26 protein-coding genes are annotated in these 26,772 nt (G+C 51.1%); 11 read left to right on the top strand and 15 right to left on the bottom strand.

The window, feature by feature from the left end:
* Complete coding sequence (locus DDT52_RS08490) at positions 1 to 867, bottom strand: aldo/keto reductase (protein ID WP_136155953.1); 867 nt, start codon at positions 865 to 867, stop codon at positions 1 to 3.
* A 149-nt stretch (positions 868 to 1,016) separates the two neighbouring features.
* Entirely contained in the window at positions 1,017 to 1,766 is a 750-nt protein-coding gene (locus DDT52_RS08485) for a MipA/OmpV family protein (RefSeq protein WP_136155952.1), read from the bottom strand.
* Positions 1,767 to 2,338: 572 nt separating this feature from the next.
* Between DDT52_RS08485 and yeaG the strand changes: the two genes are divergently transcribed.
* Both yeaG and DDT52_RS08475 read left to right on the top strand, forming a co-directional pair.
* Positions 2,339 to 4,273, top strand: coding sequence for a protein kinase YeaG (yeaG, locus tag DDT52_RS08480; protein WP_109491313.1), 1,935 nt, complete (start codon positions 2,339 to 2,341; stop codon positions 4,271 to 4,273).
* Positions 4,274 to 4,309: 36 nt separating this feature from the next.
* Positions 4,310 to 5,584 (top strand): YeaH/YhbH family protein, encoded by a 1,275-nt coding sequence (locus DDT52_RS08475; RefSeq protein WP_109491346.1) that lies wholly within the window; start codon positions 4,310 to 4,312, stop codon positions 5,582 to 5,584.
* 169 nt (positions 5,585 to 5,753) lie between these two features.
* Here the strand turns inward: DDT52_RS08475 and DDT52_RS08470 are convergent, their stop codons facing one another.
* A complete protein-coding gene (locus DDT52_RS08470) occupies positions 5,754 to 7,007 on the bottom strand; it encodes a D-amino acid dehydrogenase (RefSeq protein ID WP_136155951.1) in 1,254 nt (417 codons plus the stop codon).
* A 307-nt stretch (positions 7,008 to 7,314) separates the two neighbouring features.
* Here DDT52_RS08470 and DDT52_RS08465 point away from each other — a divergent pair, with 307 nt between their 5' ends.
* On the top strand, positions 7,315 to 8,856 hold the full coding sequence (locus DDT52_RS08465) for a SpoVR family protein (protein WP_136155950.1): 1,542 nt from the start codon (positions 7,315 to 7,317) through the stop codon (positions 8,854 to 8,856).
* 103 nt (positions 8,857 to 8,959) lie between these two features.
* Here DDT52_RS08465 and fadR read toward each other — a convergent pair whose 3' ends face one another.
* Positions 8,960 to 9,679: a fatty acid metabolism transcriptional regulator FadR gene (gene fadR, locus DDT52_RS08460; protein WP_136155949.1), complete on the bottom strand. Its 720-nt coding sequence runs from the start codon at positions 9,677 to 9,679 to the stop codon at positions 8,960 to 8,962.
* 492 nt (positions 9,680 to 10,171) lie between these two features.
* Between fadR and dsbB the strand changes: the two genes are divergently transcribed.
* Positions 10,172 to 10,702, top strand: coding sequence for a disulfide bond formation protein DsbB (dsbB, locus tag DDT52_RS08455; protein ID WP_136155948.1), 531 nt, complete (start codon positions 10,172 to 10,174; stop codon positions 10,700 to 10,702).
* Between the two features lie 75 nt (positions 10,703 to 10,777).
* Here dsbB and DDT52_RS08450 read toward each other — a convergent pair whose 3' ends face one another.
* The 4 genes from DDT52_RS08450 to DDT52_RS08435 all read right to left on the bottom strand — a co-directional run bounded on the left by DDT52_RS08450 (position 10,778) and on the right by DDT52_RS08435 (position 12,937).
* Complete coding sequence (locus DDT52_RS08450) at positions 10,778 to 10,975, bottom strand: DNA polymerase III subunit theta (protein ID WP_109055014.1); 198 nt, start codon at positions 10,973 to 10,975, stop codon at positions 10,778 to 10,780.
* A gap of 84 nt (positions 10,976 to 11,059) precedes the next feature.
* Entirely contained in the window at positions 11,060 to 11,506 is a 447-nt protein-coding gene (locus tag DDT52_RS08445; RefSeq protein ID WP_136155947.1) for a YcgN family cysteine cluster protein, read from the bottom strand.
* A gap of 100 nt (positions 11,507 to 11,606) precedes the next feature.
* Complete coding sequence (locus DDT52_RS08440; protein WP_109055012.1) at positions 11,607 to 12,263, bottom strand: fumarylacetoacetate hydrolase family protein; 657 nt, start codon at positions 12,261 to 12,263, stop codon at positions 11,607 to 11,609.
* Between the two features lie 416 nt (positions 12,264 to 12,679).
* Positions 12,680 to 12,937: a YcgL domain-containing protein gene (locus tag DDT52_RS08435; protein WP_136155946.1), complete on the bottom strand. Its 258-nt coding sequence runs from the start codon at positions 12,935 to 12,937 to the stop codon at positions 12,680 to 12,682.
* Between the two features lie 137 nt (positions 12,938 to 13,074).
* Between DDT52_RS08435 and minC the strand changes: the two genes are divergently transcribed.
* The 3 genes from minC (at position 13,075) to minE (ending at position 14,936) form a co-directional block, all read left to right on the top strand.
* Positions 13,075 to 13,761 carry a septum site-determining protein MinC gene (minC, locus tag DDT52_RS08430; RefSeq protein WP_136155945.1) on the top strand — a complete coding sequence of 229 codons (687 nt, stop codon included), beginning with the start codon at positions 13,075 to 13,077 and terminating at the stop codon, positions 13,759 to 13,761.
* 89 nt (positions 13,762 to 13,850) lie between these two features.
* Positions 13,851 to 14,663 carry a septum site-determining protein MinD gene (gene minD / locus DDT52_RS08425; protein ID WP_109055009.1) on the top strand — a complete coding sequence of 271 codons (813 nt, stop codon included), beginning with the start codon at positions 13,851 to 13,853 and terminating at the stop codon, positions 14,661 to 14,663.
* 3 nt (positions 14,664 to 14,666) lie between these two features.
* Entirely contained in the window at positions 14,667 to 14,936 is a 270-nt protein-coding gene (gene minE / locus DDT52_RS08420) for a cell division topological specificity factor MinE (protein WP_015840174.1), read from the top strand.
* Positions 14,937 to 15,236: 300 nt separating this feature from the next.
* Here minE and rnd read toward each other — a convergent pair whose 3' ends face one another.
* From rnd to yoaA, 6 genes are all read right to left on the bottom strand, one after another.
* On the bottom strand, positions 15,237 to 16,358 hold the full coding sequence (gene rnd / locus DDT52_RS08415) for a ribonuclease D (protein ID WP_136155944.1): 1,122 nt from the start codon (positions 16,356 to 16,358) through the stop codon (positions 15,237 to 15,239).
* 20 nt (positions 16,359 to 16,378) lie between these two features.
* A complete protein-coding gene (locus DDT52_RS21375; protein WP_281728903.1) occupies positions 16,379 to 16,501 on the bottom strand; it encodes a hypothetical protein in 123 nt (40 codons plus the stop codon).
* Between the two features lie 64 nt (positions 16,502 to 16,565).
* Positions 16,566 to 18,257, bottom strand: coding sequence for a long-chain-fatty-acid--CoA ligase FadD (fadD, locus tag DDT52_RS08410; protein ID WP_136156080.1), 1,692 nt, complete (start codon positions 18,255 to 18,257; stop codon positions 16,566 to 16,568).
* Positions 18,258 to 18,485: 228 nt separating this feature from the next.
* Positions 18,486 to 19,088: a Slp family lipoprotein gene (locus DDT52_RS08405; protein WP_168709754.1), complete on the bottom strand. Its 603-nt coding sequence runs from the start codon at positions 19,086 to 19,088 to the stop codon at positions 18,486 to 18,488.
* A 144-nt stretch (positions 19,089 to 19,232) separates the two neighbouring features.
* Positions 19,233 to 19,931 carry a tRNA (adenosine(37)-N6)-threonylcarbamoyltransferase complex dimerization subunit type 1 TsaB gene (tsaB, locus tag DDT52_RS08400; RefSeq protein ID WP_136155942.1) on the bottom strand — a complete coding sequence of 233 codons (699 nt, stop codon included), beginning with the start codon at positions 19,929 to 19,931 and terminating at the stop codon, positions 19,233 to 19,235.
* 130 nt (positions 19,932 to 20,061) lie between these two features.
* Positions 20,062 to 21,981: a DNA repair helicase YoaA gene (gene yoaA / locus DDT52_RS08395; protein ID WP_136155941.1), complete on the bottom strand. Its 1,920-nt coding sequence runs from the start codon at positions 21,979 to 21,981 to the stop codon at positions 20,062 to 20,064.
* Between the two features lie 179 nt (positions 21,982 to 22,160).
* Here yoaA and DDT52_RS08390 point away from each other — a divergent pair, with 179 nt between their 5' ends.
* On the top strand, positions 22,161 to 22,505 hold the full coding sequence (locus tag DDT52_RS08390; protein ID WP_136155940.1) for a RidA family protein: 345 nt from the start codon (positions 22,161 to 22,163) through the stop codon (positions 22,503 to 22,505).
* A gap of 35 nt (positions 22,506 to 22,540) precedes the next feature.
* On the opposite strand, the gene DDT52_RS08385 is transcribed toward DDT52_RS08390, so the two are convergent.
* Positions 22,541 to 22,783: a YoaH family protein gene (locus DDT52_RS08385; protein WP_136155939.1), complete on the bottom strand. Its 243-nt coding sequence runs from the start codon at positions 22,781 to 22,783 to the stop codon at positions 22,541 to 22,543.
* A 124-nt stretch (positions 22,784 to 22,907) separates the two neighbouring features.
* Between DDT52_RS08385 and pabB the strand changes: the two genes are divergently transcribed.
* The 3 genes from pabB (at position 22,908) to sdaA (ending at position 26,652) form a co-directional block, all read left to right on the top strand.
* Entirely contained in the window at positions 22,908 to 24,332 is a 1,425-nt protein-coding gene (gene pabB, locus DDT52_RS08380) for an aminodeoxychorismate synthase component 1 (RefSeq protein ID WP_136155938.1), read from the top strand.
* Positions 24,313 to 24,918 (top strand): CoA pyrophosphatase, encoded by a 606-nt coding sequence (locus DDT52_RS08375; protein WP_136155937.1) that lies wholly within the window; start codon positions 24,313 to 24,315, stop codon positions 24,916 to 24,918. Before pabB ends, DDT52_RS08375 begins: the two co-directional genes overlap by 20 nt.
* Before the next feature lie 369 nt (positions 24,919 to 25,287).
* Positions 25,288 to 26,652: an L-serine ammonia-lyase gene (gene sdaA, locus DDT52_RS08370; RefSeq protein WP_136155936.1), complete on the top strand. Its 1,365-nt coding sequence runs from the start codon at positions 25,288 to 25,290 to the stop codon at positions 26,650 to 26,652.
* Positions 26,653 to 26,772: the final 120 nt, after the last annotated feature.

The raw sequence follows: 26,772 nt of genomic DNA, 5'->3' as shown, positions 1-26,772 counted from the left end.
CTATACCACATCCAGATGCTGTTTGTGCGTGGGAGCAGGAAACGCCTGATCCAACATCGCCAGCTCCTCGGGTGAAAGCACGATCTTCAATGCGCCAGCATTCTCTATCACATGTTGTTCCGTACTGGCTTTAGGGATCGCAATGACGTCCGGATGACGAATGACCCACGCGAGCAAAACCTGGGCAGTCGTTATTCCTCGCTGCTCGGCAATGCGGCTCACCACCGGATGCGACAGCAGATCATCGCGTAAACGGCCAGCCTGCGCCAGCGGACAGTAAGCCATGACCGGGACATGATGTTGTTGGCACCATGGCAACAAATCGAACTCAATCCCGCGTGACGCCAGATGATAAAGCACCTGATTGGTTTGGCAGGCCTTGCCGCCGTCAAGCGACCATAGCTCCCGCATATCCTGAATATCCAGATTGGAGACGCCCCACTGTCTGATTTTTCCCGCCTGCTGTAACTTTTGCATGGCGGCAATCGTATCAATCAACGGAAAACCACCGCGCCAGTGCAGCAGGTACAAATCGATATAATCCGTTTGCAGACGCTGTAAACTTCGCTCACAGGCGTTGATGGCTTTCTGGCCGCCCGCATTGTGCGGATACACTTTAGAAACCAGATAGACCTTATCGCGTTGTCCACGAATGGCTTCGCCGACAACCTCTTCAGCGCCGCCATCGGCGTACATTTCTGCCGTGTCGATCAACGTCAACCCGTGTTCTATGCCAACCTGTAGCGCATTAACCTCCTGCTCTCTCAAATCGGCATCTTCCCCCATATACCATGTTCCCTGCCCAATCGCAGGAACCGCGGTTCCATCTGGAAAAGTTACTTTTCTTACGCCGTTACTTTGCAACATTGAAAAACACTCCCGCCATTTTTGATAGTCATTAAGCGTCGTCCTTCTCTGAACAAAATAGCACGAGGCTCATTGCTCAATTAATGTGCAAATGGGGTGGCTCCACCCCATTTTAGTGCAACAAATGCACCAACAGCGCCGTCCTCTCATCAGAACCGATAGCTAACGCCTACGCTCATCAAGGCACTGTAGCTTTTATCCACAATCGGGCTATCTTTTATCTCGTCAGATAGGCGCGTATAACGCCCCACCGCCCAGGTGCTCCAACTTGAGTTGATCTGATAATTCGCACTGAGTTCCAGATACGGCGCCCAACCATCGCCTGGCCGGTAGCGTGCAAAACCTGAACGCGCGGATTCACTGCTGCTGACGCCATAGTAATAGCGGTTCATATTCTCACTGAACCAGGTTGCGCCGATACCGGGAGTGACGCTCAGATCGCCCATAGTGAAACGGTAAAGATAGGCGGTATCCCAGACGAAACCGTTGCTGTAATCCAAGGTATCCCCCGCCAGTACGGTACGAATTTCACCCCAGTCGGCAATATGACGATAAGCCATACCGGCCATCAGCGTTCCGCGGCGTTTATCCAGTTGCTTCATCCGCCGATCGTCACTGTCACCGGCTTTAAAGCCTAATGGCAGGTAATACGCGGTCAGCGAAAGATGATTGGCGCCATCATTCCACAGATAGTAACCACCGCCTAAACCGCGAAAATAAAAATTCTCGCTTTCATAGTTCAGAACAGGAAGAGGATAAACGTGATTATCAACACCACGGTACACTGACGTTGAACCGATAGCCCCAACGCCTAAAGACACCTCAGCCGCATAGGCGGAAGGCAATGCAATGGCGCCAGAAACAAACGCGGTCAACAGACATATTTGAGAGTTTTTCACTGTTTTCTATTTCCTATTGCATATGGATACGACCCGGAGTGGCGCTTTCGCGGCCCACCGTCTCTCTATCAGATTAATTAAAAATAAGATAAGCGAATACGTTATATCAATAAAACCGTCGTATGACGAACGCATGGCATTCAGTCCCAACGCCCATCCCGTGGGATAATACACGCGATCGTAAAGAAGTGAGTCATTGAAATGTCTTAAAAATATGTCCATCGAGTAGAGGAAATTTTATGGATGGCAAACTACGCTTTAATACAGAAGGTGAAATTTTCCGGGTCAGCAGCCATGCATAAAATGGCAAGATTGCCCTGAGCGACAAGTTGGCATAAGGGTTGCTGTACTCAGGATGATTTCTTCTTTCGGAGAGCATTATACTCAATCAATTTCAATGTGCGGCAAAGCGGCGACGGAACGAGTCATCAGGAACCGGGATAATCCAACGAATGGAATCAGTAAATGAAACCACACTGCTGCCATTTGAAGGGTGGGTATACATTATATAGGCTGTATGCATTCAACACGCTCTCTTAATCTGTGCTAATCGACGAAGGACGGGCATCGCTATGAACATATTTGATCACTACCGTCAGCGTTACGACGCTGCCAAGGACGAAGAGTTCACACTGCAGGAATTCCTTACTATCTGTCAGCAGGATCGTAGCGCGTATGCCAACGCCGCTGAGCGATTGTTAATGGCTATCGGTGAACCCGTGATGGTGGATACCGCTCATGAATCGCGTTTATCCCGTTTATTCTCGAATCGGGTCATTGCCCGTTATCCTGCTTTTGAAGAGTTTTATGGCATGGAAGATGCCATAGAACAAATCGTGTCTTATCTGAAGCACGCGGCGCAAGGATTGGAAGAGAAGAAACAGATTCTGTATCTGTTGGGACCGGTCGGCGGCGGGAAATCGTCTCTGGCGGAGCGCCTGAAAGTGCTGATGCAACGTGTCCCTATCTATATTCTCAGCGCCAACGGTGAACGCAGCCCGGTCAACGATCACCCGCTCTGCCTGTTCAATCCGCAGGAAGACGCCGCGATCCTGGAAAAAGAGTACGCCATTCCACGACGCTATCTGGGCACCATCATGTCGCCATGGGCGGCCAAACGCCTGCAAGATTTCGGCGGTGATATCACCAAGTTCAAGGTCGTCAAAGTATGGCCTTCCATTCTCGCGCAGGTGGGTATCGCCAAGACCGAACCCGGTGACGAAAATAACCAGGATATTTCGGCGCTGGTGGGTAAAGTCGATATTCGCAAACTGGAACACTATGCCCAGAACGATCCCGATGCTTATGGTTATTCCGGCGCCCTCTGCCGCGCCAACCAGGGCATTATGGAATTCGTGGAAATGTTCAAGGCCCCGATTAAAGTGCTGCATCCCCTGCTGACGGCAACGCAGGAAGGCAACTACAACGGTACGGAAGGCATTGCCGCCCTGCCATTCAACGGCATCATTCTGGCGCACTCCAATGAATCGGAATGGGTTCAGTTCCGTAACAACAAAAACAATGAAGCGTTCCTTGACCGCGTCTATATCGTGAAAGTGCCGTATTGCCTGCGCGTCTCGGAAGAAGTCAAAATTTACGACAAACTGCTTAACCACAGCGAACTGACTCACGCGCCTTGCGCGCCGGGAACGTTGGAAACGCTGGCCCGTTTCTCTATTCTTTCTCGCCTGAAAGAACCGGAGAACTCCAGCATCTACTCCAAAATGCGGGTATACGACGGTGAAAGCCTGAAAGATACCGACCCGAAAGCGAAGTCTTATCAGGAATACCGTGACTACGCCGGCGTGGATGAAGGCATGAACGGTCTTTCAACCCGCTTTGCGTTTAAAATCCTTTCGCGCGTGTTCAACTTCGATCACAGTGAGGTCGCGGCGAATCCGGTACATCTTTTCTATGTGCTGGAGCAGCAAATTGAACGTGAACAGTTCCCACAAGATCTGGCAGAGAAATATCTGGAGCATCTGAAAGGTTATCTGATTCCTAAGTATGCGGAATTTATCGGTAAAGAGATTCAGACCGCCTATCTGGAATCCTATTCTGAATACGGACAGAACATATTTGACCGCTATGTCACCTATGCCGACTTCTGGATTCAGGATCAAGAGTATCGCGATCCGGACACCGGCCAACTGTTTGACCGGGAATCCCTTAACGCCGAACTGGAGAAGATCGAAAAACCGGCAGGTATCAGCAACCCCAAAGATTTCCGTAACGAAATCGTCAACTTTGTACTGCGTGCCCGTGCAAACAACAACGGACGTAATCCGAACTGGACCAGTTACGAAAAATTGCGGACGGTAATCGAGAAGAAAATGTTCTCCAATACCGAAGAATTGTTGCCTGTCATTTCGTTTAACACCAAAACCTCAACGGATGAACAGAAAAAGCATGATGATTTTGTCGATCGGATGATGGAGAAAGGCTACACCCGTAAACAGGTACGTTTGCTGTGCGAATGGTATCTGCGGGTGAGGAAATCATCATAATGATGCATGAAGTTGGCAATGTCGTTTGGGGGAAGTATGGCCTATTTCATTGATCGACGGCTGAATGGCAAAAACAAAAGCATGGTTAACCGCCAGCGCTTTTTACGCCGCTATAAGTCGCAAATAAAACAGTCGATTTCCGAGGCCATTAATAAGCGTTCGGTGACCGATATCGAAAGTGGGGAGTCTGTTTCGATCCCCAATGGGGACATCAACGAACCCATGTTTCATCAGGCTCGCGGGGGACGCCGCCATCGCGTCCATCCGGGAAATGACCACTTTGTACAAAACGATCGTATCGAGCGGCCACAAGGAGGTGGTGGCAGCGGTTCCGGTCAGGGCGATGCCAGTAAAGATGGTGAAGGCCAGGATGAGTTTGTATTTCAGATATCCAAGGATGAATATCTGGACCTGCTGTTTGAAGATCTGGCGCTGCCCAATTTGAAGAAAACGCAGCATCGCCAGATGAACGAATACAAAACTCATCGCGCGGGGTACACAGCAAACGGTGTTCCCGCCAATATCAGCGTCGTGCGCTCGCTGCAAAACTCGCTTGCCCGCCGCATGGCAATGACAGCGGGCAAACGTCGGGAACTGCACGCGCTGGAAGATACGCTGGACCAACTGGAGCACACTGAACCGGCCCAACTGCTGGAGGAAGAGCGTTTACGTCAGGATATTGCGGAACTGCGCCAAAAAATTGCCCGCGTTCCGTTTATTGATACATTTGATCTTCGCTATAAAAATTACGAACGCCGGGCCGAGCCATCCAGTCAGGCAGTGATGTTCTGTCTGATGGACGTTTCTGGTTCGATGGACCAGGCAACCAAAGACATGGCCAAACGTTTTTATATCCTGCTCTATCTGTTTCTCAGCAGGAGCTATAAAAATGTCGACGTCGTGTATATTCGCCATCACACACAAGCCAAAGAGGTCGATGAGCAAGAGTTCTTCTACTCTCAGGAAACGGGCGGAACTATCGTATCCAGCGCGTTAAAACTCATGGAGGATGTGGTCCGTGAACGGTACGACCCATCGCAGTGGAATATCTATGCCGCACAGGCATCCGATGGCGATAACTGGGCTGATGACTCTCCACTGTGCCATCAGATCCTAGCAAATCAACTGCTCCCGATGGTTCGTTATTACAGTTATATCGAAATCACCCGGCGCTCCCATCAGACGCTATGGCGCGAGTACGAAATGTTGCGGGAGGAATTTGATAATTTTGCCATGCAACATATCCGCGATCCGGATGATATCTATCCGGTGTTTCGCGAACTTTTCCGCAAACAAACTGTTGGTCATTGATACATTGATTATTTCTATCGGTAGAATCAGCCAGGTTATCAATCTGGTTGATTCTATACTCTTAGAACGATGATGGAATTCATGCAAATGGCAGACGGCACAGCTCTGGGACTCACCGCCATGACGCTGCCACCGCCTGCCAAAGTTTCGCTCTGCTTAGCGAAGCCTGTTATTGCTCATAGCGCGACAAGGATAAATCGTCGGATTGAATGTCCGGCGTTTTTCCTGAAATGATGTCCGCCAGCAGCTGTCCCGATCCACAGGCCATTGTCCAGCCCAACGTACCATGCCCCGTATTCAGATAGAGATTTTTCAGTGGCGAGCGCCCTACCAGCGGCGTGCCGTCCGGCGTCATCGGACGTAATCCCGTCCAGAACACCGCCTGCTCGACATGACCGGCATGAGGATACAAATCTCTGACCACCATTTCCAGCGTCTCACGACGCTTTGGGTTCAACGCCGTATTGAAGCCAACAATCTCCGCCATTCCCCCCACGCGAATACGTTGATCGAAGCGGGTAATCGCCACTTTATAGCTTTCATCCAGCACGGTAGACACCGGTGCGGCGGCATCGTCCGCCAGTGGAATGGTCAGTGAATAGCCTTTCAGCGGATAGACCGGAATATTGAACCAATCGCGCAGCAATCCCGTCGAATAGGCGCCACAGGCCATGACATAAGCGTCAGCCGTTATCACTTCTCCGCCATACTGCACGCCCGTTACCTGCTGACCTTCCACCTGCAAATGGCGGATTTCATGACCCAGCTTGAATACCACGCCGTGCGCTTCTGCCATTTTGGCCAGATGACGGGTAAACATCTGACAATCACCGGTTTCATCATGCGGCAGACGCAAACCACCTGCGAGTTTTTCCGTCACATTCGCCAGCGCAGGCTCAACGGTCGAGAGTTGCATGTTGGTCAGCAATTGATACGGCACCCCCGCATCGTCCAGCACCGCGATATCGCGGGCGGCATTTTCATATTGCTGTTCGGTTCTGAACAACTGCAACGTTCCCCCCTGCCGTCCCTCATACTGAATAGGGGTATCCTGACGTAATTTCTGTAGGCAATCCCGGCTGTATTCAGCCAGCCGAACCATCCGCGCCTTGTTAACGTTGTAATGACGGCTATCGCAATTGAGCAGCATCTGCCACATCCAGCGCAGCTGTTCGGTGGTGAAATCAGGGCGAATAGCCAACGGCGCATGACGTTGGAACATCCATTTAATCGCTTTCAGCGGTACGCCCGGCGCCGCCCAAGGGGCGGAGTAGCCGGGCGATATCTGACCGGCATTGGCTGCGCTGGTTTCAAGCGCTGGCTCAGGCTGCCGATCAATGACGGTGACCTCATGTCCGGCTTGCGCCAGATACCATGCGGTAGAGACACCAATAACGCCACTCCCCAGAATCACAACCCGCATTTTTACTTATCCCCTCTCTTTTTCCTAATCACCATGCAATATGCTGGTCAATTACCTATCCATTGGAATAAAAAACCACTTCTATAGTGGAATAGAAGACTACTCTAGCATTTAGATAAAAATTGTCATCAGGCGCAGATATAGCATTTATCTATTATTCTTTTCCCGGCCACGCATCGTATGATGCGTATTCATCCCATGAATATTTTTTCCCAACCCACCGTTTTCTCACTACTTTTACCAGATTGAGCTACGATTAATAATGTCTGTACGATACCGTGCAGATTGTCATGTAGGGGGCGCGCTGATGGCTATATCGACTGATAATCGGGTAAAGAAACCTAATCGTCTTGATGACGGACCAGACTGGTCGTTCGAGCTATTACAGGTCTACCTTGATGAGATAGATCGGGTAGCGAAATATTATCGGCTGGATACGTATCCGCATCAAATTGAAGTGATTACGTCGGAGCAGATGATGGATGCCTATTCCAGTATCGGCATGCCGATCAATTATGCTCACTGGTCGTTCGGGAAAAAGTTCATTGAAACCGAGCAGCGCTACAAGCACGGTCAACAAGGGCTGGCGTACGAAATCGTTATCAATTCCGATCCCTGTATTGCCTATCTGATGGAAGAAAACACCATGCCCATGCAAGCGCTGGTCATGGCGCATGCTTGCTATGGGCATAACTCGTTCTTCAAAGGAAACTATCTGTTCCGCAGTTGGACCGATGCCGGCTCTATCGTCGACTATCTGATTTTTGCCCGGCAGTATATCTCGCGGTGTGAAGAGCGTTATGGCGTCGAAGAGGTTGAACGCCTGCTGGACTCCTGCCATGCCTTGATGAATTACGGCGTGGATCGCTACAAACGGCCGCAGAAAATTTCACTGGAAGAGGAAAAATCCCGGCAAAAAAGCCGCGAAGAATATCTGCAAAGTCAGGTTAACGAACTGTGGAAAACGCTGCCACGACGCGAACAGGGTATTTCACCTGAACAGGCCCGTCGCTTTCCCCAGGAGCCGCAGGAAAATCTGTTGTACTTTATGGAAAAGAACGCGCCGCTACTGGAACCGTGGCAGCGTGAAATTTTGCGTATCGTGCGTAAAGTCAGTCAGTATTTCTATCCGCAAAAACAGACTCAGGTCATGAATGAAGGCTGGGCCACGTTCTGGCACTACACGATCCTCAATCATCTTTATGATGAAGGTCGGGTATCGGAGCGTTTCATGATGGAGTTTCTGCATAGCCATACCAACGTAATCTATCAGCCGCCATACAACAGTCCGTATTACAACGGCATCAACCCTTATGCTCTGGGGTTTGCCATGTTCCAGGACATCAAACGCATATGCCAGGAGCCCACGGAAGAAGACCGCTACTGGTTCCCGGATATCGCTGGTAAGGACTGGCTGGATACGTTGCATTTCGCCATGCAGAACTTCAAAGACGAGAGTTTCATCAGCCAGTTCCTGTCACCAAAAGTCATGCGGGATTTCAGGCTGTTCACCGTGCTGGATGACGATCACAACAACTATCTGGAAATTGCCGCGATTCATGATGAAGAAGGTTATCGCTTAATCCGCCAGGAGTTGTCCGCGCAATATAACCTGAGTCATCTGGAGCCCAATATTCAGGTATGGAATGTGGATTTGCGCGGTAACCGTTCGCTGACGTTACGCTATATTCCCCACAATCGTGCGCCGCTGGATAAAAGCAGCCGTGAAGTGATGAAACACGTTCATCGCCTGTGGGGATTTGATGTGTATCTTGAGCAGGATAATACTGACGGCAGCGTAGAGCTGCTGGAGCGGTGTCCGCCGCGAAATACCGCGACGACATCCTGACGCTCTACGGAGAAAAACAACCACGGGTATTCAGCAAGCTGAATACCCTTTTTTATGACGGCAGGAACAGGCCGTTACTCCGCGGCGATTTTTTCAGATTTGCTCAACGGCGAATTTCAGCAATATCCCGTGGGATAGAGCTCTGCATACTGTGCCAGATAGCGCCGCTTTCCTTACCGTAGTGTCTGACCACATCCATCACCTGCTCATACAACCCGTCGCGGCACAATACTTCCAGCCGGCCATAAAAATCCATCGCCAGTTTGCGCGCGTCGGGATTAGAGAAATAATAGCGGCCAACGCGGATATACAGGCCTTTCAATCCGTTAAGGATAAGACCATAGATAGGATTGCCCGAGGCAAAAGCCAGTCCGCGGAAAACATTATAATCAAGCTGAGCGAAAGCATCCGCGTTGTCATCCACCGAGCCCGTCTGAGTTAACACTTCGCGCGTTTTTTCAGGGTGTTGCCGCAACGCCGTGCGGATAAAAATCGCCGCAATATTAGTTCGCACAGCCAGAAGATTATCAATCAGTTGCGGTACGCTATCATGATCGAGTCTCGCCAGCGTCTCCAGAATATTCAGTCCAGAAGTTTCCCAGAAGTTATTGATTTTCGTTGGCTTTCCATGCTGAATGGTTAGCCAGCCATCACGCGCCAAACGCTGAAGCACCTCGCGCAACGTCGTACGGGTTACCCCTATCAGTTCGGAAAGCTCTCTTTCTGCTGGCAGAATTGAACCTGGAGGAAAGCGGTTATTCCATATACTTTCAATGATATATTCTTCCGCGAACCCAGCCGGACTTTGCGCCTTTATGACCATGAGTTTGATATTCCGTAGCGATATTTACCGATGACAGCTGACTCATCATACCAGACGAACTAAACATGATATAGCGTCGCAGCCATACACAAATCACATTCGAGGTAAAACTGTGACTGCAAACAAAACCATTGGGGCTGCCGACGATATATTCCCGCTTGATTATAAAAAATTTCAGATATGATGCTACTCCCTGCCGGAGTTGAATTCACGCTCGCGCCGCTTATCGGTTTCCTGCTGCGACACCGGATTCCGCCGCCGGATTTGCATGCATCAGGCAGCCATTAATCGCCACAATCGTGTATAGTAGTTGGACGGTGGGAAAGTGATGGCGGAGAACCCGATAGCTTCTTCGCCATCGTCGTACCGTCATAGAATTAAAGAAAAGAATCAAATAAATAGATTGTTACGTTTTGCACAGTGAAATGATGGTGGTGAAACCAAATCGGTTTACACTGCTGATTCGATCATTTTTAGCATGGAATACTTGTTATGTTGCGATTTCTTAACCGTTGCTCACGCGGGCGCGGTGCCTGGTTGTTACTGGCGTTGACAGCCTTGATTCTGGAATTGGTCGCGCTTTATTTCCAGCACGTCATGCTCTTGAAGCCTTGCGTACTTTGCATCTATCAACGCAATGCGCTTTTTGGCGTGATGGGCGCAGGTTTGCTGGGAGCGATTGCCCCGGCCGGCTTGCTGCGTTATCCCGCGATCGGACTTTGGATATACAGCGCATTTGAAGGCCTGCGCCTCGCCTGGAAACATACGGATATACTGCTTAACCCGTCCCCATTTAACACCTGTGACTTCTTTGTCAGTTTTCCGTCATGGCTGCCGCTGGATAAATGGATTCCAGCGGTGTTCAATGCTTCAGGAGACTGTTCCGAACGTCAATGGCAGTGGTTGTCACTGGAAATGCCACAGTGGTTAGTCGGTATTTTCGCGGCTTATTTACTGATTGCGGTATTGGTCCTGATTGCTCAGCCTTTTCGCCCCAAGCGTCGCGACCTCTTCAGTCGCTGAGTAACAGAAGAAAAACAAAAGGCCCGGGATCACACCCGGGCAGAGTGTGATCAGGTTGAAACACAGAACGCTCCTTCACTGCTGAGGGCGATAGATACGCCGGTAATGGACTAATCTCTCTTTGAAAAATTGTCTCTTCTCTTTAGGAATATTTTTCGACACCTCATCAGCGTTGATCGCTTTCTGCTGACTTTCCATAAAAGCGATCGTGGAGGCAGCAAAATCAGTGTACTGATCGCTGTATTGAATAATGATTTTTTCAAAGTTAATCATCCGTTCTTCCTCCTGTGCTATTTGCTGGTGTATTAAAATTATACAGCATATTGGAAATTGCACAGGGAAGAACGTGGATTATGGCTATCTTGCCCACGCCGGTTTGTTCAAAATGTGATCTTGCCAGTCAATAACCTCACTTTCACGCACGGCAATATGGCGCACAGAAATCCGTTCGCCATGCATCGCTGTCTTGGAGCCGGTAATCAGCGGATGCCAATGCGGCAACGTTTTCCCTTCATTAATCAGACGATAGGCGCAGGTTGCCGGTAGCCAGTTGAAAGTCAACAGATTTTCTCGCGTCAGCTTGATGCAGTCAGGCTCATACTCAAAACGACGTTCATAGTTACGACATTGACAGCTTTTTATATTCAGTTGATTACAGGCTACGTTGGTGAAATAAATTTCCTCCGTATCCTCATCAATCAGCTTATTCAAACAGCACTGACCGCAGCCATCGCACAGCGACTCCCATTCATCATCGGACATCTCTGACAATGTCTTGTGCTGCCAAAAAGGGCGTTCAGTCATTTTCTTTTCCAGTTAATCTTTCTTGGGTGCTCTGTATAACGGGTTTAGCAGGCGGGAGCAAGTTTTGCTACCCATCCGCGCGGAACGGGTAGCCAGATCATCAGATAATGCGGGTGTTCAGGGTACGATCGTTGACTGTGATTTTCAGCATATCGCCGGATTGAATCGGCCCGACGCCTTGCGGCGTACCGGTCAGGATGATGTCGCCCGCACGCAACGTAAAGAAGCGGCTCATATAGGCAATCAACGGCAGAATCGGCGTAATCATGTCACGGGTATTCCCCTGCTGACGAACCTCGTCATTCACTTTGACACCCAGTTCAGTTTGCTGCGGATCGCCGAACTCGGATACCGGAATGAAACCGGAAAGAGGACAGGAGCCATCAAACGCCTTCGCTTTTTCCCATGGCCGTCCGGCCTTTTTCAATTCGGACTGCAAATCACGCAGCGTCAAATCCAACGCGACGCCGTAACCGGCAATTGCCCGCGCGACACGTTCTTCATTCGCCTGCTTCAGCGGCGTACCGATAAGTACGGCCAGTTCGACTTCATGATGGACGGTGCCAAGGTTTTTAGGAATGGCCACTGGCTGACGCAAATCACACAGTGACGTTTCAGGTTTGATGAACAACACTGGCTCGGTTGGCGTTGCGCTGCCCATTTCTTTGATATGTTCCGAGTAGTTACTACCGACACATACTACTTTGTTGACTGGGAAATCAAGCAATGCCCCTTGCCAGTCTCTGTGTTGATACATGGATATTCTCCTGCCCTGTCTATGAGTGATTATGTAAAAACAGTTCGTTCCCGCTGTCTTGCGCCGTCGGCTATCGCCCTGAAGGCAACCGCATACCTATCATAATGCCAACGCACGACAAAGAGTATGGCATCGCCGATGCTGAAACAGGAACCTCTTCTACATGATTCCGGATAGCAATTCTGCCACCAGCGTCACCAATCGCTGTAGAGAACGCCACAGTATAAAACAAACGGACAAATTTCTATCGCTGACAATAGTGAGTAAAGTCATCCGGCGATGAGGCCGGTTAAATACCGCGCTGACTATTCCAACGAGAGATCTGGTTATTTAGGTTGCTTTTTTGAATACTCCGCTCCGTAATATTACGGCTAAGGCATTATCTGAAAATAAATGCTGGTATTAATTTTTTACATTTACCAAAGCGTCTTTAATAACGTTTCCGGCGGAGGTGGAATCTGTAGATAAAATCCCTGATCCCGGAGTGCTTGTTTCACCTTTTCAATATCGGCATTGGCCAATTTCTTACTGCCATCCAGCGGCAATAACATGGCTAAATGCGGCGTACCAAAACTTTTCATCAGATCTTCCGGAACGCGAGAAAAATCGTCTTTTTTTTCGACATAAAGATATGTCTGGTCACGTTTGGCACTTCGATAGATCACACAAAACATCTTTTTTACTCTGTTTAATGGGAATGGCGTCTTGCCTGTATATAATTGTGACTATAACATGCTTACAGCGCTCTGGAATATCATGTCTCAAATGTTACTCTGGGGATTAAAAAGATGCTGAAACTGAGTCAGGATAGATGTCACTAACGCCAATTGAGCTAAAAGGCAGCAGCTTTACCTTATCGGTTGTTCATTTGCATGATTCCCAACCCGAGGTAATTTATCAGGCATTGCAGGAAAAGATCGAGCAAGCGCCCGCTTTTCTGAAAAATGCCCCCGTTGTCATTAATGTCGCCGCATTGACGGCGGAAACCGACTGGATAACATTACAACAGGCTATTTCATCGACCGGACTGCGCGTCGTTGGCGTCAGCGGCTGTAAAGACGAACAGTTGAAACAGGCGATTACGCTGGCGGGCTTACCTTTGCTGAGCGAGGGTAAAGCGCAACGCCGTCCGATCGAACCCGTTGCTGCTGTTCCTGCCGTGGTAAAAACCAAAGTCATCAATACCCCGATACGCTCCGGTCAGCAGATTTACGCCCGGAACTGCGACTTGATTGTAACCAGCAGTGTCAGTGCGGGCGCCGAGGTGATTGCCGATGGCAATATTCATATTTATGGCATGATGCGTGGCCGCGCCCTCGCCGGCGTGTCTGGCGATGTACAAAGCCAGATATTTTGCACGCATCTGGCCGCTGAGCTTGTATCCATCGCCGGCCGTTATTGGCTGAGCGATCAGATACCCGCTTCATACTCCGGGCAGGCTGCAAGGATAAACCTGAACCTGCTGGACAATGTTTTAAACATAAAACCTCTAGACTAGTACCTATCCAGCGGGCGTTGTCGTCACCGACCGTGACAATGAGAACAGCCTGACGGATACGTTCTGAACCCTTTGACAAGGAAACATTTATGGCACGCATCATTGTTGTTACATCGGGTAAAGGGGGCGTTGGCAAGACCACTTCAAGCGCGGCCATTGCTACCGGTTTAGCCCGGAAAGGGAAAAAAACCGTTGTCATCGACTTTGACATCGGTTTGCGCAACCTCGACCTGATTATGGGATGCGAGCGTCGCGTAGTTTATGATTTTGTTAATGTTATTCAAGGTGATGCGACTCTGAATCAGGCGCTGATCAAAGATAAGCGCACGGATAATCTGTACATTCTGCCCGCGTCGCAAACGCGTGATAAAGATGCGTTGACCCGTGAAGGCGTCGAGAAAATACTGAACGATCTGGGCGAAATGGAATTCGACTTCATCGTTTGTGATTCGCCGGCGGGCATCGAAACCGGCGCGCTGATGGCGCTTTATTTCGCCGATGAAGCTATCATCACAACCAACCCGGAAGTGTCCTCCGTTCGCGACTCCGACCGTATTCTTGGCATTCTCTCGTCAAAATCGCGCCGGGCGGAACGTTCAGAAGAACCTATCAAGGAACACCTGCTGCTGACTCGCTATAACCCAGGCCGGGTGAGCCGCGGCGATATGTTGAGCATGGAAGATGTGCTTGAGATCCTCAGAATTCCGCTGGTGGGCGTGATTCCTGAAGATCAGTCAGTACTACGCGCGTCCAACCAGGGTGAGCCGGTTATTCTGGATGTCGAGTCCGATGCCGGCAAAGCCTATGCGGATACCGTAGACCGCCTGTTGGGCGAAGAGAAGGCTTTTCGCTTTGTAGAGGAAGAGAAGAAAGGTTTCCTTAAACGACTTTTTGGGGGATAAATTATGGCATTACTCGACTTCTTTCTGTCCCGCAAAAAAACGACAGCCAATATTGCCAAGGAACGGCTGCAAATTATTGTCGCGGAGCGACGTCGGGGAGATAGTGAACCCCATTATCTGCCGCAGCTAAAACGGGATATACTTGAGGTCATCTGTAAATATGTACAGATTGACCCGGAAATGGTAACCGTTCAACTAGAGCAAAAAGGAGATGATATTTCCGTACTTGAGTTGAACGTCACATTGCCAGAGGCGGAAGAAACACCTAAATGATTTTTCTGCCATAACCATCCCCTGCTAATTTTGCAGGGGATATTGTATATATATCCAGTCTTTATTGGTCATCCAGACGCTGTATTTCCTTTTTTATTCCTGCTTTTTATTTCTGAACGATCGTTTTATCTGACGTTCGCCGTCGTCTCGTGTTTAAAAAATAAACACCCAGAAATAGATTGAGGCAAAAAACGCCGCTAATATTTTCTGAGAAATATCTGAAATAATCGCCGCCTTCCCCATGTTGAAAATACGTCTATCAATAATGGGTGAACAGCGATTAATTTCAGTTAGCGCTGATTAATATCCGTGCAGGATTTCCCGTAACGCATCGCCATATAAATTATTGCGCCAGCCGGAGAACATTTCAGGTAAGGCATCCTGCCAGGTTAATTTCCAGTGCCAGTTAAGCACCCGGTTAATTTGACGCCGTGACGCCAGCAGTTCAGCAGATAATCCACTGCTTTCGCTGTAGCATTGCACCATGGCTTTAATCTCCTTGAATGCCTTTTTATAGCCAGGATAATCAATCAAATTGATTACCGGTGCCGGGCAGTCAGCGTCGGCAATACCGCTCGTTTGCGCAACCAGAGACAATAGCGTTTTACCGTGGTAACGAATTTCCGGACCGCTAAGTCCCAAAGAGTCCAACTCCCCTAATGACGATGGCAGGTATCGGGCAACCTGTAAAAGGTTTTCCTCACGCACCACAAAATTTACCGCGCTGTCGCGCTCACGGGCCTTACGCAAACGCCACTCGGCAAGGCGTTGCAGGCAAGCCAGATGGCGACCGTGTAACTGCCAGGCATTTCCTATCTCACGATAAGCCACCTCGGGCGCCAGAATTTCCTGTTTGCGCTGACAAAGCAGGCGACACTCATCCTGCGCGGCCATTGTCCATCCGGCAGCGTTGATTTCTTCGACCAGTTTGATCGCCATCGGTAATAGATAGAACACATCCGCAGCCGCATAGTCACACTGTTTTTCACTCAGCGGACGCGCCAGCCAGTCAGTACGCGATTCACTTTTATCGAGCGTCACGTCCATATACTCAGCGACCAGCGCAGCAAAGCCATAAGAAAGCGGTTTACCTAAGAAGGCGGCCAGAATCTGGGTGTCAATAAATGGCGTAGGCGACAGATCAAAAGCATTGAGAAATACTTCCAGATCTTCGCTGCCGGCATGCAGAAATTTGGCGACCTGCTCATCGCGCAACAGTTCCTGAAAAGGAAGCCAGTTGGTAATCTCCAGCGGATCGATAAGCGAAAGCTGTTCGCCATCATACAATTGAATCAACCCTAACTGCGGGTAGTACGTCCTCGTTCTGACGAACTCCGTATCCAACGCGATCCGTTGATACTGGCGCGCCTGTGTGCAAACTTGTTTTAACCCGGTATCGGTGGTGATCAACTGATAATTCAAAACATCATTCTCTTGATAGCTTATAAATATAAAAAGTCACGCCGGATCAACCGGCGTGAATGGGATAACAGGGCCTGACGTCCCTCTTGCGGATAAATTCCCGCAAGCCGATCGACACGCCACTTTTCTATGGCGATAGCCATGATATCGTGTCCTTCCGGCTTCTGGCAGACGTTTATTGATAAATCATCGCAATCGCTCCGGAATTCAGGCGTTGACAGCCTTTTTCATCTGATGATTCTTATCGTCCCGCAACTCTCGGCGCAGGATTTTTCCTACGTTTGATTTAGGTAAATCCTCACAAAATTCAATTTCTTTCGGTACTTTATACCCGGTAAGATTACGGCGGCAGTGCGTAATCAATTCATCTTTCGTTAATGAGCGATCCCGGCGCACCACAAAGGCCTTCACGGCTTCTCCCGACACGTCGTTCGGTATCCCCACCACCGCAGACTCAGAAACTTTTGGATGACGGGTCAGCACATCTTCAATTTCCGTAGGATAAACGTTAAAGCCGGATACCAGAATCATGTCTTTCTTGCGGTCGATAATTCGCAGAAATCCTTCATCATCAGAAGTGACAATGTCACCCGTTGCCAGCCAGCCGTCTTTCAATACTTCATCGGTGGCTGCCGGCTGCTGCCAATAACCCAGCATCACCTGCGGGCCGCGAATCCATAGTTCGCCAGACTCACCGGGGCCGACGTCATTGCCATCATCATCAAGGATCCTGACATCCGTGGAAGGAACCGGCAATCCGATGCTGCCAGTATAATACTGCATGTCATAGGGGTTACCCGACACCAGGGGTGAACTTTCCGTCAGCCCATAGCCTTCCAGCAGATGTTTACCCGTGAGTTTTTCCCAACGTTCGGCAACCGCCTGCTGTACCGATGCGCCGCCGCCTACGGACAATCTCAGCGTGGAAAAATCGAGCTCATGAAATTCTTTGTTATTCAGCAAGGCATTAAATAATGTGTTCACTCCGGTGACCGCCGTAAAGGGATATTGTTTCAATTCCTTAACGACGGCCGGAATATCACGCGGATTGGTAATCAACAGATTTTTGCCGCCCAGTTCAAGAAACAGCAGGCAGTTCACCGTCAGCGCAAAAATGTGATACAGCGGCAGTGCCGTCACCACCAGCTCTTGCCCCTCTCGCAGTACGGGTCCGTAAGCGGCTTTACACTGCGCCAGATTCGCCTGCATGTTGCGGTGCGTCAGCATCGCGCCTTTGGCAACGCCAGTCGTTCCCCCGGTATATTGCAGAAAAGCCAGATCGGTATTGATAATGTCCGGCTTGACATATTGCAGTCGTCGTCCCTCCTGCAATGCCCGACGGAAAGAGATCGCATCCGGCAGATGATATTTCGGCACCAGCCGCTTGATATATTTGACAACAAAATTGACCAGCGTCCCTTTTGCCGTGGAGAGTTGATCCCCCATTCGGGTCAGGATAACGTGCTTTATCGGTGTACTATCGACAACCTTCTCCAGCGTATGGGCAAAATTGGACACGATGACGATCGTGCTGGCCCCGCTATCTTTAAGCTGATGTTCCAGTTCCCGCGGCGTATACAGCGGATTCACATTCACCACCACCATTCCTGCCCGCAGCACGCCAAATAGCGCGACCGGATATTGCAACAGGTTGGGCATCATCAAGGCGACACGGTCACCTTTTTTCAATCCAAGCCGGTTTTGCAGATAGGCCGCGAAAGCCCGGCTACGCTCTTCCAGTTTGCGGTAGGTCATCACTTCACCCATGTTGATGAATGCCGTCTGATCGGCATACCGCGCCACCGTACTTTCAAACATGTCAATCAGTGAGGCGAAACGATCCGGATCGATTTCGGCAGGCACCGCGGCCGGATAGCGTGATAACCAGACTTTTTCCAAGACGTCACTCCCGAGATATTTTTTCAGTGGCATCGCTCACCTCAGCATCAAACCATCAATTAACATTATTTTAACTCAGCTTACCAGTTGGCTAGCAAACAATGTCAAGGTTGCGAGAGCGATCACTTATTTAATGTTAATGATTTGTTCAAAAAATGCAGGTGCGGCCGGCCATAAAAAAATCAGGCAACCTAAGTCGCCTGATTTTCTTTCATCCGTAACAACTTTTTATTCTGTTACGACATTTTCAACCTGCACAGGACCATACCAACCGCCGCCGAAACCCCATCCGGGTCCCCAACCTCGGCCATAGCGCATATCCCATCCCCACGGACCATAAGCGCCAGGCGGCATCATCACCTGCTGTCTTACATTCCAGCGCTTATATCCCTGCACGTCCACCACGACAAAGCGGTAGGGTTTGTTACCGATGGCACCTTGCTCAGATCCCGTAATGGGGCCGACGACAGTGATCAATCGATTTTTAAAATCAACCGGCTCCAGAAAGCGATTCACATAGGCAACGAAACGGCCTTCCGAAGGCTGATTCAGCTGCGGCCGGGCTCCGCTGTCGAGAGGCAGACTGACGATTTCCAATCGGGTTCGGTTGGCATCATTGTGCACATTGACCACCCGGCCACCAAAACGCGATTCCTGACCGACATACAGCTGCGGTGCATTCATTACCCGCACGAGATCGTCCTGCGGGGTTGGGGACGTTCCCTTGATTGCATCAGGCACACTCACGCAACCAGACAGCATCAACACAGCAGCGACAGCAATACCGCGCCATGCGGTCCGTATCGGCAATGTTTTGGGTTTTATATGCATTGTAATCATTGTCATGACATACACCTTTTTCAATGTCTGATAATTAGACTATAACGCATCGAATAAGTTGCTGTTTTCTTCCATCCGGGAACAACGGTTCCCATGACTGAAGGCCGTTATCTTATAGGGGAATAGCCTGGGTATTCAACGTCCCGGCAGTTTTTTCCAGGCCACTTCGTTACGCAGGTAACGCGGCTGGGCCAGTTCAACACTCACCGCCCGCCCGGCACGCCATTGCTGGTACGCCAGCGGCAACATATCCTCGGCCTGCGGTAACAACATGTCGCCATCACGCAAGGTCAACGCAGTCTGGCTCACCAGTCCGGGATAGGTTTGCCAACCCGTTCCCGCCGTCGCCCATTCCCCTTGCAATCCGGCCGTCAGCGTTTGTACCTGCTGTGGCGTCAGGACGGCCTCGGAAGATTCGCCTTGCCAGACGCCATCGACATCGCGCTGATATTGCGCCCAGTAAACTTCACCCATGCGGGCATCAATGGCGGCCAATACCTGTGAGGCATTAACCCGCCGAAACGCGCCCTGAGCCAGCGTTGCCAGTGTGGAAACACCAATCATCGGCAATTCTGCGCCTAATGCAAGCCCCTGAGCAATGCCAATGCCAATTCGCACGCCAGTAAAACTGCCCGGCCCCTGGCCAAACGCCACCGCATCCAGTTCGCCAAGCGTTACGCCGCTTTCAGCCAGCACCTGCCGGACCATTGGCAACACTCGCTGAGTATGCTCACGAGGACAAACTTCAAACAAAGAATGAATTTCACCATCATTCCAGAGAGCGACAGAACAGGCTTCCGTCGCGGTATCAAGCGCTAGAATTCGCGTAGACATGCCAACCTCAGGCGGGGATATAAATCTTAACGGCGCGCATGATAACATACCACCCGGCACCCTCGTCATCTTTCAAACCATCAGCGTATTGCATTCCTTCATCTCACGGTCTATCCGACATAATTACCCGTTACGCTTTTCGGGTAAGAAATGCGATGGCCTGCGCCATATCCCGGGTGCGGGGAGCGGGAGGCAGGCTATTGAGGAAAACGGCGCCATAAGGGCGCATCACTAATCGGCTATCGCAAATCACCAGTACCCCGCGATCGTCCGTATCACGAATCAGACGGCCAACGCCCTGTTTTAACGTAATCACGGCGTCAGGCAGTTGTACGTCGTCGAACGGTTCCCCGCCGCGCAGGCGACAATCTTCAATGCGCGCTTTCAATAACGGATCGTCCGGCGAAGTAAAGGGTAATTTATCGATGATCACACAGGACAAGGCGTCGCCGCGTACGTCAACACCTTCCCAGAAGCTGCTGGTTGCCACAAGCAGCGCATTCCCCGCAGACACAAACTGCGACAGTAGCTGCGCTTTGCCGGTTTCCCCCTGCAACAGCACGGGCAATGTCATCGTGGCGCGAAATTCGGCGGCCAGATCGCGCATCATCTGGTGCGATGTGCACAGCATAAAACAGCGGCCCTGATTGGCCTCAATCAGCGGGCGCAAGATGGCTGCCAGCTTACGCGCGGCGCCCGGCTGATTCGTTTCCGGCAGATAGCGCGGCACACAAAGCAACGCCTGGCTCGCATAGTCAAACGGACTGGGCAATAACAGCGTACTGGCCGTTTCCAGACCCAGCCGATCGGTAAAATGTTTCAGCTGTTCGTTGACGGATAACGTGGCGGAGGTAAATATCCACGCCGCCGGTTTTTCTTTCATCAGTTCCCGGAAGCGATCGGCGACGGACAGCGGCGTCAGCGCCAACACAAAGTGGCGGGAATTGCACTCATACCAGTAACTGTAGCCCGGTTGTTGAACATCCCGCAGGCGTTTCAGGCGATTGCGATATAACGTTGCCCGCTCAAAGGCGGCATCAAGCAGCGCCGATCGTCCCAATGAGAGCCTGGCGACGTCGTAGCAGAGTTCCAACGCGTCATCCAACAGCACCAGCGCACGTTGAAGATGGGGTTGGTTAAGCACTTCTCGCAAATTGCCGCGAAAGCCGGGGTCGCCCAATGCCAGCCGAAAATCCTGCGTACTCTGGCTCAGACGATCGGCGCTTTTCTGTAGCTGGGCCGCATCCCGCACTTCCGTCCGATAGGCAATGATAATGTCCTTTGCCAAATCCATCAGTTGGCGGCTGGAGAGCTGCTGACCAAAATACTGACTGGCAATGTCTGGGATCTGGTGCGCCTCATCGAAAATGACCACGTCACTTTCCGGGATCAATTCGGCAAAACCGCTTTCTTTCACCACCATATCCGCCAGATAAAGATGGTGATTTACCACGACGATATCGGCATCCATCGCTTTGCGACGGGCTTTTACCACAAAACACTCTTTGTAACGCGGACAGTCGCTGCCCAGACAATTGTCGTTGGTGCTGGTTACCAGCGGCCAGATCGGACTGTCTTCCGCCACACCGCCACAGGTGGTTACGTCGCCTTCCGTTGTTTCAGAAGACCAGCCCCGCAGCCGGACCAGTTCACTGAGCGTTTCCGCGGATAAGTCCCCTCCCGCCAGCGATTGCTGATCGAGCCGTTCGAGACAAAGATAATTGGAACGGCCTTTAAGCAGCGCCAGTTTGCCCCCGTATTTCAGCGCCTGCGCGACCGTGGGCAAATCCCGGCTGTAAAGCTGATCCTGTAAGGCTTTTGACCCCGTTGAAATGATGACTTTTTTATCCGACCGCAGCGCAGGCGCCAGATAAGCGTAGGTTTTTCCGGTACCGGTTCCCGCCTCAACCACCAGCGCCTGCTTGCTGTCAATGGCTTGAATCACCGCCTGCGCCATCTGTCGTTGCGGTTCACGCGGCTTAAATCCGCTGATAGCCTTGGCTAACGCCCCATCGGTTGCAAAATCATCAATTACACGATCGCTTGTCACGCTGTCTCTCTTAAGTCAGGTTCAGACTGCCAGCGCTATCCAGTGACGCCGCCCGGCTGATTATGCCAATACTCCACTATCACTACCACTCCAAATCCGCCCCTGAGAAAGTAATGAACGCGGAAAAGATTATGTTACGCTTAGCGCCATTATTTACCCCACATGGAGACAATATCCTCATGCCAATTCAGCGAATCAATCCTGAAGACCGCTGGTCTGACGCGGTTATTCACAACAACACGCTGTACTACACCAGCGTGCCGGAGAATCTGGATGACGGGGCGCAAGCCCAGACAGAAAATGCGCTGGCCGCGCTGGATGCGATCCTGCAACGGGCGGGAACAGATAAAAGCCGGCTTTTGGATGTCACGATCTTTTTGGCTGACGCCGGTGATTTCGAGGCCATGAATACCGCCTGGGATGCCTGGGTAGTACCGGGTCACGCGCCCGTGCGTTGCACCGTACAGGCCAAACTGATGCACACGAAATTTAAAATCGAAATCAAAGCCATCGCGGCGGTATAGCGGTGTATTAATTCGCATCAGAAGAGGAATAACGATCAGTGTTCTTCCTCTTCTTCACCATCGTCAAACGTACCTTCGTCGTCGTCCTGACCGTTGTGCCGATCGTCTTCATCGTCGAACATCGCTGTGACACTGTCACCTTGATGGGTTTCACGAATTTCTGCCGCAACCTGCGCGATCGCCTGACCACTGCTCATTCCCTGTGACATCAGTTCCTGAATCCGTTCTACCGCTTCTTGCTGCTGTTGATGCGTCAACGCGGGCATGCCTGCAATCATGATACATTCCTGATAACCAATCTGGCGCGTATCATCGCACGCTCTTTCGGTCATACACCAGCAGTTATGGTTTGTGATACGCTAGCCGAACAGACAGAAAACAAAATAAACGTCACCTGCAAGCATGAAATTATACGAAAACACCCCGAGCGCCTCCTGTGTCCACTATTCGCTACCGTATCGGCCGGATGCGCTATTGACGCGCTTTGCCGCCTTTTCCCGGCAGCCGTGGGCGATGTTATTGCACTCAGGTTTTGCCGATCATCCACACAATCGTTTCGACATTATGGTCGCCGACCCGCGAGTGACACTTTCCACCCGCGGCGAAAAAACGACGATCACCCAGAACGGGATAGCGCAAATAGTGGCAGGCGATCCGTTTGCGCTTTTACAGCAAGCGCTGGCGGACCTTGGCATTGACGCAGAAACGCAGCCTGATTTTCCTTTTCAGGGCGGCGCGCTCGGCCTGTTTGGCTACGATTTAGGTCGTTGTATTGAAATACTGCCGGTTCAGGCCGAACGGGACATTCATTTACCCGATATGGCCGTCGGTATTTATGACTGGGCATTGGTCGCCGACCATCAGCGTCAGACGCTAACCCTGATCGTACAAGGCTCGCTTCAGGAACGACTCGACTGGTTGTCAACACCGCCCGCTGATGATGATCGGGCGCCGTTTCAACTCAGCGGCCCCTGGCGCGCCAACATGTCACGCACGGAGTACGGCGAAAAATTTCGCCGGATACAGGACTATCTGCTGGCGGGAGACTGCTATCAGGTTAATCTGGCCCAGCGTTTTAGCGCGGAATATGAAGGGGATGAATGGCAGGCGTTTCTGCGTCTGTCTGCGGGCAACAAGGCCCCTTTTTCCGCCTTCATCCGTCTGCCTGAAAATACGGTGATCAGCGTCTCTCCCGAGCGTTTCCTGTGGCTTGAAAATAACCGCATTCAGACCCGACCGATCAAAGGTACGCTACCTCGGCTAGCCGACGAACACGCTGATGCCTTGCAGGCCGAACGTCTGGCACTGTCCGACAAGGATCGCGCCGAGAACCTGATGATCGTGGATTTATTGCGTAACGATATTGGCCGGGTTGCAGAACCCGGTAGCGTCCACGTTCCTGAACTGTTCGTCGTTGAGCCCTTCCCGGCCGTTCACCACCTGGTCAGCACGATTGAAGCCCGACTTCCAGATACATATCATGCCGCCGCGTTACTGCGAGCCTGTTTCCCCGGCGGTTCCATTACCGGCGCCCCCAAGATTCGGGCAATGCAGATTATTGAACAACTGGAGCCTCAACGACGTAATGCCTATTGCGGCAGTATTGGCTATCTTAGTTTTTGTGGCACCATGGATACCAACATCGCCATCCGCACGTTATTAACCGAGCAGGGGAAAATATACTGCTGGGCAGGCGGCGGTATTGTGGCAGACAGTCAGGAACAGGCGGAATATCAGGAAACCTTTGATAAGGTCGGCCGCATTTTACCCTTATTGGATCATCAACCAAACGTTCAGGTAGAGAGTCGTGACCCATTCAGTCATTGACCGGCAAATCGCGTCAGCGCCATTTGATTTGGCGGCGTTTATTACACGTTTTCAATTGCAAACATTGCGCCCCCGCTCTCCGGCTCATCAACCGCGTCAGGCGGCCGTACTGGTGCCGATCGTTTGCCGCCCTTCCCCGACATTACTGTTGACCCGGCGTGCGCCGGGTTTACGAAAACATGCGGGTCAGGTTGCGTTTCCCGGTGGCGCGGCCGACCGGGAAGATGGTTCTCTGATCGCGACGGCGCTACGCGAGGCGCAGGAAGAAGTCGCGATCCCACCACAGAATGTGACGGTGCTCGGCACGTTGTCGCCCACGGACAGTATCAGTGGATTTCAGGTCACGCCGGTTGTCGGATTGATCCCGGCCCACACCCATTTTCACCAAAATGAGACGGAAGTTGCCGAACTATTTGAAATGCCGCTGGAAGACGCCTTTGCGCTGGCACGCTATTATCCGTTGGATATCGAACGACAGGAAAAGCGCCACCGCGTTTACCTTTCCTGGTACCAGCAGCAGTTTGTCTGGGGATTGACCGCCGCCATCATCCGCCAGCTTGCCCTGCACGTTTCCAGTACGCCATAACCGCTATTTCGCTCATCAACCCTCGTTGCGGGGGGAATAAATGAACGTGAATGACTGGCGGTAAATAGACTCATAAAACCCCAGCGCAGTGCGCTCATAAGCGGATTAACGCATAAGCACTTTTTTTGCACCGCCAATTATCCATACCAACAGCATGGATATAGCGCTGTTTAATTCTCCTTTTTCGACTATTCTGTAAGCAATACCGGCTATCGCATCCTCTCTGATATAAGTTCTATTGCGAATTGGCATAAGTTTATTTCATGCGAAAAAGAAAACTTTGCAACATATTCCACACTACAATAGCGTGATTTAACGAGTTTTATTCTAACCTACGGGTGTAACCTGCGCTTTTTAAGGAGTTTTTGCGTGATAAGCGTTTTCGACATGTTTAAAATCGGTATTGGCCCCTCTAGCTCTCATACGGTTGGACCGATGAAAGCCGGTAAGCAATTTGTCGATGATTTGATAAATCAGGATTTACTGATCTCCATCACGCGCATTGCCGTCGATGTCTACGGCTCACTGTCATTGACGGGAAAAGGTCACCATACCGATATCGCGATCATCATGGGGCTTGCGGGCAATATGCCTGATACGGTCGATATCGATGCCATTCCGGGATTCATCCGTGATGTCGAACAGCGCGAGCGTCTGTTACTGGCCGGCGGTCGGCATGAAGTCGACTTTCCACGCGAAGGCGGCATGGTTTTTCGCAGCGAAAACCTGCCGTTGCATGAAAATGGCATGACGATTACGGCATTTGCCGGAAATAAAGCGGTTTACAGCAAAACCTATTACTCAATTGGTGGTGGGTTCATCGTCGATGAAGAGAATTTCGGTAAGTCTTCGCAAACGGAAGCCTCTGTCCCCTACGCCTTTCATTCCGCCAAAGAGATGTTGGCGCATTGCAAACAAAGCGGCCTCTCGCTGTCCGGCATGGTAATGCGTAACGAACTGGCGCTGCATAGCCGTCAGGATATCGAAAATTACTTCGCCGATATCTGGCAAACCATGCGGGCCTGTATTGACCGCGGTGTAAATACCGAAGGCGTTCTGCCCGGCCCGCTGCGTGTTCCACGTCGCGCGTCTGCGCTGCGCCGGATGCTGGTTTCCTCGGACAAAAACTCTAACGACCCGATGAACGTCGTCGATTGGGTAAACATGTTTGCTCTGGCGGTGAATGAGGAAAATGCGGCAGGCGGACGTGTGGTCACCGCGCCAACCAACGGCGCATGCGGTATCGTCCCGGCGGTATTGGCGTACTATGATCATTTCATTGAACCCGCGGGACCCGGCATCTATACCCGCTATTTCCTCGCGGCAGGCGCCGTTGGCATTCTGTACAAAATGAATGCCTCAATCTCTGGCGCAGAAGTCGGTTGTCAGGGTGAAGTCGGCGTTGCGTGTTCCATGGCGGCGGCAGGTTTGGCGGAGCTGATGGGCGCCAGCCCGGAACAGGTTTGCATCGCGGCTGAAATCGGGATGGAGCATAATCTGGGCTTAACCTGCGATCCGGTTGCGGGTCAGGTTCAGGTCCCCTGCATCGAGCGTAATGCGATTGCCGCGGTGAAAGCGATCAACGCCGCCCGTATGGCGATGCGCCGCACCAGCGAACCTCGCGTCTCTCTGGATAAGGTCATTGAAACCATGTACGAAACGGGTAAAGACATGAATGCCAAATATCGCGAAACCTCTCGCGGCGGTCTGGCGATCAAGGTTCAGTGCGACTAATTCCCTTTAGTTCATGATCCCTCGGCGGAAGCCCATTCCGCCGATAACCTGCTCCCTGGTTTTTGTTGACCTTCACCGTCTTTGCATCGATTAAGGGCTGATACCAGACCCTCTGCTTCA

It is taken from the genome of Brenneria roseae subsp. roseae (genome assembly GCF_003115845.1).
In the GTDB taxonomy this organism is placed as follows: domain Bacteria; phylum Pseudomonadota; class Gammaproteobacteria; order Enterobacterales; family Enterobacteriaceae; genus Brenneria; species Brenneria roseae.
Note: the sequence above shows the minus strand (reverse complement) of the source record. Positions and strands in the feature narration are given on the sequence as shown.

Coding starts and splice junctions, on each gene's coding strand:
- fadR (WP_136155949.1), bottom strand. CDS start 9,679: ATGGTCATAAAGGCGCAAAGTCCGGCTGGGTTCGCGGAAGAATATATC.
- minE (WP_015840174.1), top strand. CDS start 14,667: ATGGCATTACTCGACTTCTTTCTGTCCCGCAAAAAAACGACAGCCAAT.
- minD (WP_109055009.1), top strand. CDS start 13,851: ATGGCACGCATCATTGTTGTTACATCGGGTAAAGGGGGCGTTGGCAAG.
- DDT52_RS08450 (WP_109055014.1), bottom strand. CDS start 10,975: ATGATTAACTTTGAAAAAATCATTATTCAATACAGCGATCAGTACACT.
- DDT52_RS08390 (WP_136155940.1), top strand. CDS start 22,161: ATGCCAATTCAGCGAATCAATCCTGAAGACCGCTGGTCTGACGCGGTT.
- DDT52_RS08440 (WP_109055012.1), bottom strand. CDS start 12,263: ATGTATCAACACAGAGACTGGCAAGGGGCATTGCTTGATTTCCCAGTC.
- minC (WP_136155945.1), top strand. CDS start 13,075: ATGTCACTAACGCCAATTGAGCTAAAAGGCAGCAGCTTTACCTTATCG.
- DDT52_RS08475 (WP_109491346.1), top strand. CDS start 4,310: ATGGCCTATTTCATTGATCGACGGCTGAATGGCAAAAACAAAAGCATG.
- pabB (WP_136155938.1), top strand. CDS start 22,908: ATGAAATTATACGAAAACACCCCGAGCGCCTCCTGTGTCCACTATTCG.
- DDT52_RS08385 (WP_136155939.1), bottom strand. CDS start 22,783: ATGATTGCAGGCATGCCCGCGTTGACGCATCAACAGCAGCAAGAAGCG.
- DDT52_RS08445 (WP_136155947.1), bottom strand. CDS start 11,506: ATGACTGAACGCCCTTTTTGGCAGCACAAGACATTGTCAGAGATGTCC.
- DDT52_RS08405 (WP_168709754.1), bottom strand. CDS start 19,088: ATGCATATAAAACCCAAAACATTGCCGATACGGACCGCATGGCGCGGT.
- DDT52_RS08490 (WP_136155953.1), bottom strand. CDS start 867: ATGTTGCAAAGTAACGGCGTAAGAAAAGTAACTTTTCCAGATGGAACC.
- tsaB (WP_136155942.1), bottom strand. CDS start 19,931: ATGTCTACGCGAATTCTAGCGCTTGATACCGCGACGGAAGCCTGTTCT.
- dsbB (WP_136155948.1), top strand. CDS start 10,172: ATGTTGCGATTTCTTAACCGTTGCTCACGCGGGCGCGGTGCCTGGTTG.
- DDT52_RS21375 (WP_281728903.1), bottom strand. CDS start 16,501: ATGGCTATCGCCATAGAAAAGTGGCGTGTCGATCGGCTTGCGGGAATT.
- DDT52_RS08465 (WP_136155950.1), top strand. CDS start 7,315: ATGGCTATATCGACTGATAATCGGGTAAAGAAACCTAATCGTCTTGAT.
- DDT52_RS08470 (WP_136155951.1), bottom strand. CDS start 7,007: ATGCGGGTTGTGATTCTGGGGAGTGGCGTTATTGGTGTCTCTACCGCA.
- DDT52_RS08435 (WP_136155946.1), bottom strand. CDS start 12,937: ATGTTTTGTGTGATCTATCGAAGTGCCAAACGTGACCAGACATATCTT.
- yeaG (WP_109491313.1), top strand. CDS start 2,339: ATGAACATATTTGATCACTACCGTCAGCGTTACGACGCTGCCAAGGAC.